A 5,742-nucleotide genomic window follows, 5' to 3' on the forward strand; every position below is an offset into this window, starting at 1 on the left:
GGCCGCTGGTGAGCGCGATGCGAACCGCATCCCGCTTGAACTCGTCGCCGTGTGTCGCTGCCATATCCTGTCTCCTTTGGTGAGAGCATCGCTCTCAGAAGACCGGAACGAAACCGGGGCAGGTCCAAATTGACCGTCTTGAGATTGTCCTTCGCCTTCGCAAGCTTGCTTCTAGAGAGCGAGAACCGGAGGCTGAATAGCAGCTCCATCAACCGTTCAAGGTTGCGAGCATATTCCTTGTCGCCGATCTCAATCCCGAATTCGTCGGTAAGAACTTTTCGCTCCGCGGCTGTTGGGAACCCCGCCTCGTCGGTCGCCCGCTCCTTCGTGAACTCCTTGGCAAGCGGTGCCATGGTCGGTATGCCGACCTCCCGCCACTCGTCCCCGAGCAGATCGTCAGGATCCTTGATGCAGTATGACGAGCATCCCGCCCCGAGTAGGAACGCCACATTCTTTGCGTTCAGCGACTCCGAGAGCGCTTTCCTGACGACATCTGCTCCATCCGGCCAATCGAGTTCACCGGCATCAGCCTCCGCACCCCGTAGGAATTTGAATGTCAATTTCTGAGGCGCTCCCTCGTTGTGACCCACCAAGTATCCCCCAAAAACACCATTGCAATGCCCATCATAGGCCGAGTTTTCACCCGTGAAGCGTAGGTCACTATCACAACTCGCTTATGGGGAGGCAAGCTCGCTGGTGGTGGCTATGGATCGAAGCCGGTGATGAAGCTGAAGGACTCGATTATGCGTCATACAAGGCGAGTAAATGCAGCTCTGCCGCAGGTCTGCTTTCCGCGCTTCAGGCTGATTGCGGCAACAAGGGTGCTGCTCGGCGACCGAACGTCCGCTTCCACGGTGCGTCCGAGGTGCCTTCGCACCCATAGCGGATGACCGCTTCCCGCCCTTTGTGTCGATATGACCGAGGACTGGGCCAAAACTGCAGTTCGACTGAGGCGGAGGGCACGTCGGTGAGTCTCCACCGTCGCGAGCAAGCGCGGGCAATGCTTCCAAGCCGGCAAAATTGTGACCAGGCTCGATGCGCTTGGTGATCGCATGAACGACGCGTGCCAAGCCTGTCGGCCAGATCCGACGCTGCGGGCGCGTTGTTTAAGACAGCGTCACTTGGCATGCGCCGTCGCTATCGGTATTCCCGATGACGAAGGAGAGCTCGACCTGCGCGCCGCAGGCGGAGGCGTAGCGCACGATTTGATCGAGTTCAGGCAACTCGGCGATCGGGCTCTCCAGCCGTGAGACCATTGCCGGCGTCAGCGGCCGACCGAGGTCCGCCGACGCGCGCCGGACGTCGGCTGCCGTCATCCCCTTGCTCTTGCGGAGCGTCCGCAGAGCCAAGGCGAGATTTGCGTTTGCTTGGTGTTGATCGAGCAGTGCGGCGCCTGCGGGATGGGCGGCGCGCATCCGCGCCAGGGCATCCTGATCGGGCGTCCCGCTTTGCCTAGGCGGTCTTTTCATCATGGCGATCTCCTCGCGAAACGGTTGCTTTCCATGCCCGTCGCAATCCGGCCGCGACGGGGTCACCCAAGCGAGCATGCCCGAGAAGGGGTTCAGACTGTGTCGCACCGTGCGACCAGCTTTCGAAAATCGCTCTCGCCGAGGATCTGGATGGGGTGACCGACAGCCTGCATGTCTTCGGCCTTCCGATGCTTGCTGCTTCGCGCATGTCCGGCAAGCAGGGACAAGTCCTGATCCCCGACGACGAGGTGAGTGGTCTGCCTGGTCACCCCCGCCTTGACCGACATCCCGGCTTGGGCTGCCAGCTCGGCGGCCTCGGTTCGGGACAGGCCAAGCGCGCCCGTAAAAACCACCGTGGAGCCGGCCAAGGGCCCTGACGGGTTTCCCGCCATGATGACCGCGGCCGCATGGGTCTTTTTGCTTGTGGGCTTGGTCAGCTCATCGAAGGAAAGACCAAGACGGCGCTCGGCGTGCTGCATGACCATTGCGGCTGCGCGGGCGTCCTCGCCTGCGTCATGGTGGTGGAACCTCAGGTTCAGCGTCCGCTTGAGATTTGCCAGCCCGTGCCCGCCATTCCCCTTCAGCTCGGGCCAGGCCCGCCGTGCGATCGTGACGCTGTCGCTCCACCGCAGTTCGGGCACAGCGATGCCGCAGGACCTGCAGGCGGCATTCACCGCCTGTTTGTCGAAGTTGCTGTGCTGGACAAGATGGTGCTGCGTCAGCAGCGGCATGAGACTTTCCAAGGCGGCTGCGAACCCGGGGGCCTGTGCGACATGGTCCGGACCGATGCCGTGAAGCCGGATGTTGAAGGGATCGAACCGGGTGCGGGGATTGATCAGCATCGAGAATGTCTGGATCTCATCATCGGGTTGCACACAGGCCAGGCCGATCTGGCAGATGCTTGCGGCATCGCTGCATGCTGTTTCCACGTCCAACGCGATGAATCGAAAGCGCCCCTGGGGGACTTGCTCTGTATGGCCGAAGGACGGTCTGTCAGAGGCCTGGACGGATCGGGAGGAGGACGGATCAAAATCCTCAGCCCGTTGCGGATCGCGCAGCTGCGGCTCAGCGCTGCGTCCGAGAAGCCAGTCAAACAACGCCACTCAGTTTCACTCCGCAAATTTGCTGCATCCTAGCCGAAGACGTGGCCAAGGCGAGACACTTGTTTGCGCGGCCTGATAGTTTTGATGGGCATGCGGATGGAGGTTGGCAGCCCAGACCTTCTCCGAAGCATAATGCCCTACTAGCGACACTGCCCGTTGTCTCACGCTGCAGCGGGCACCAATGGCCGGTTCCGTGATGCTGCAGCATGTCACCCGACAGGAGCCATCCGTCAGCTACGGGCCGAGGCTGTCATCTAATCGCATGTCGTTCTGCAAGGTCTTTCTTGGCGATGGGACATCGTTTGCCGGGAGCAGTGTCATCTTCGCGGTCGACATTAAGCCGCCGCATGGTGGGGCTTCGCGGACGAACCTTCCTATGTGTGAAGCGCACGCATCGGCCAAGTCGGGCAGATGGTGCAACAGCCTCGGCGGAATGGTTCTCGCCACGTCCCGGCAGGGACGCCTCGGCGCGTCGAAAGGCTGACGCGGAACGGCTTGGGATCAGGCCGTGGCCTCAGCTTCGCGCTGGAATGATTGGCCTGATTTCAGCATGGCATGCATGATAACGGCCAGCTTGCGCGCGACGGCGACGGCAGCCCGTTTGAATCCGATCCGTTCACGCAGTTTCAGCCCCCATGTTCTCAAGGCGCTATCAGCGCTGGTGCGAGTCAGGACCACGGTCGCTGCCTCATAAAGCAGGCCTCGCAGATGTGCATTACCCCGTCGCGAGATGTGCCCGTCGTAATCGACCTCGCCAGACTGATAGCGACGCGTTGTCAGCCCGAGCCATGCGCCGACAGATCGGGACTTCCGGAAGTTCTCGGGATCCTCGATGGCCGTCGTGAAGGATGTCGCGGTGATCGCCCCGATGCCGGGAATCGACATCAGCTGCCGACAGGCATCACTGTGTCTGGCAGTGCGCAACAGCTGGCTCCCGAGTTCTGCAGCCCGCGCCCGGACGGCGAGCCAGGCCTCCAGAAGTGGCAGCAGCACCTGTTCAAGACCAGCGTAGCCACCGAGCAGCCGCCGGACCTCGGCTTCGAACCGGCCTCCTTTTGCACCTGGGACGATCAGACCGAATGTCTTCATCAGACCCCGGATCTGATTGGACAGTTCAGTCGAAACCCGGACAAGGCGCCTTCGAGCTGCAACCAGCGTGCGGACCAGCATGCTGTCGTAGCCCTTCACGCGAACCTCGCGGTAGAAGCCGATCTCGGCCAGATGGGCCAAGCCGTCGGCGTCATTGGCGTCGGTCTTGTTCGGTGCCATGTCCAGCGCCGCCTTGGCATGTCTTGCATCGATGCAGATGGCCGGAAGCCCTTCGGCGCTCAGCGCATGGTAAAACCAGACGGACAGCGGGCCGGTCTCGAACACGACCCGCCTTGCATCCGGTGCGCGCCGCTGCAGAACCATAGCAATCGCCTGAGGATCTGACGGGCATTTGCCCCGCCAGACCCGCTGGCCCTCCCGGCGCACCGAGATCGTTGTCTCTTTCTGAGATACGTCCAGACCAATATAGTCGCACATGGTTGTTCTCCATTTGATGCTTGGGCCTGGTGTCGATCGTGAGCCCGTATCCGGATCCTATCGGGGAACAACCACCCGTCCAAAGTCCGCTGGCATTACGGCCCGGGCGACTCGCTCCGCGATTACCCCATGTGTGAAAGCTCGACCATGCGCAGGTGGCGCCAGAACGAAGTTCTCACACAGACGTGGGGGCGAGATTTTCTTCTGATGTTGGCCGCATGGGGGGCGAGCTTGGGCGACCTTGAGCCCTTCATGCCCATGTGCAGCGACTTTAAGTTTGCTGCACATGGGCATCGGGGTAAGATAGTCGTTATTTACATGGCAGGGCGGCTATCCTCACATGACCCTGATCTCCCACTCACGTGCGGCTTTCGTCGCTTATCAAGACTTGCTGCGCATGCATCTCGACATGTCGAAATCGGAAATTGCGGGTAGTGTCGAAAGTCGCCAGCGCAACGGGCGGACATATCTCTATGACCGGTTCCGGATCGGCACCGAGATGAAGAGCCGCTACCTCGGCGAAGACAGCCCCGAATTGCGCGCACGCGTTGCGCGTCAGAAGGGTTCCAAGTTGGATGCGCAGGACCGAAGGACGCGAATGTCGCGGCTCGCACGTGTTCTAAAAGCCGAGGGAATGGCAGCGCCGGATCGGGCAACAGGCGCTCTACTTCTCGCCTTGGCCCGCGCAGGTCTCTTCAAGCAAGGTGGGACGCTCATCGGGACCGAGGCCTTCATGCTGTATCAAGGCGAACTGGGGGTTAAGGTCACTCCAAACGCACCATCCGGCACCGGCGACATTGGTCCTTCGAACGTCAAGCGGCTCTCGATAGCCATTGATAATCACATGAGGGAGTTTCCGGGAGATTTCCAGCGGATGGTTAATTTTGAAGCTGCCCCAGGGGCGTCCGAGCGTCCGACCTGGAAATGGAAGCAGAGCGGCAGCGCGGCTGGGGTAGAGTTCCTGACACCAAAGCTCGGCAAGAAAGGCGTCTCTCCGCTACCAGCCTTTCTCGCGAGTGCACCTGCACTGAACGACCTGCACTTCCTGATTGAAAATTCGATCCCCGCGCTGGCGCTTTACCGCTCTGGTGTCCTTGTGCAGATCCCACAACCGGAGCGTTTCGCGATCCACAAGCTGATGGTCGCCAGCAGGCGACACGACGGCAGGGACAGGGTGCAAGCCCAAAAGGATCGCGCTCAGGCCGGCTTTCTCATTCGCGTCCTCGCCGAAGACCGTCCAGATGATTTGGCTGAGGCCTACGAGCATGCGCATTCTCAAGGCGAAGAGTGGGGGAGCCTGATCGCCGCAAGTCTGGAGCTCATGCCGGACGCAAAGAGGCTCCTGCCTGTCCTTACGTAGAGCAGGGTAGCGCGAAGCACGGCCCGTGTGTGACGTCAATGCTTTAGACGGGCACGTCCATAACAGAGTCTCGTTGCAAGCCACGAGTAAGCCCACCACGTTGGCCCTGTCCGATGATGTATTGACCCCATCGTGCGGCCAGACAGAATGTGCAGTATGATCAAACATGACGCGACCTATCAACTGGCTGCCCTGCGTGCCGGAACCGTCACGGCCCGAGAGCTGATGACGACGACGCTGGACCGGATCAACGATATCAACCCTGGGATCAACGCCATCGTGG

General features: G+C 61.0%; 4 protein-coding genes and 1 pseudogene. 1 reads left to right on the forward strand and 4 read right to left on the reverse strand.

Translation table 11 applies throughout. The features are described 5' to 3' along the window. From FA740_RS18960 to FA740_RS18975, 4 genes and pseudogenes are all read right to left on the reverse strand, one after another. Nucleotides 1–560: pseudogene (locus FA740_RS18960) on the reverse strand (hypothetical protein); the annotation flags it as partial. Nucleotides 561–1,106: 546 nt separating this feature from the next. Then, on the reverse strand, nt 1,107–1,472 hold the full coding sequence (locus tag FA740_RS18965; protein WP_136858362.1) for a helix-turn-helix domain-containing protein: 366 nt from the start codon (nt 1,470–1,472) through the stop codon (nt 1,107–1,109). An 89-nt stretch (nt 1,473–1,561) separates the two neighbouring features. Further along, nucleotides 1,562–2,572 (reverse strand): exonuclease domain-containing protein, encoded by a 1,011-nt coding sequence (locus FA740_RS18970; protein WP_246053743.1) that lies wholly within the window; start codon nt 2,570–2,572, stop codon nt 1,562–1,564. A gap of 501 nt (nt 2,573–3,073) precedes the next feature. Continuing rightward, nucleotides 3,074–4,099 carry an IS110 family RNA-guided transposase gene (locus tag FA740_RS18975; RefSeq protein ID WP_136858363.1) on the reverse strand — a complete coding sequence of 342 codons (1,026 nt, stop codon included), beginning with the start codon at nt 4,097–4,099 and terminating at the stop codon, nt 3,074–3,076. Between the two features lie 340 nt (nt 4,100–4,439). On the opposite strand from FA740_RS18975, the gene FA740_RS18980 reads away from it, so the two are divergent. Then, complete coding sequence (locus FA740_RS18980) at nt 4,440–5,459, forward strand: nucleotidyltransferase family protein (RefSeq protein WP_136858364.1); 1,020 nt, start codon at nt 4,440–4,442, stop codon at nt 5,457–5,459. The last annotated feature ends 283 nt before the right edge of the window (nt 5,460–5,742 follow it).

This window comes from Paracoccus hibiscisoli, assembly GCF_005048265.1.
In the GTDB taxonomy this organism is placed as follows: Bacteria; Pseudomonadota; Alphaproteobacteria; order Rhodobacterales; family Rhodobacteraceae; genus Paracoccus; species Paracoccus hibiscisoli.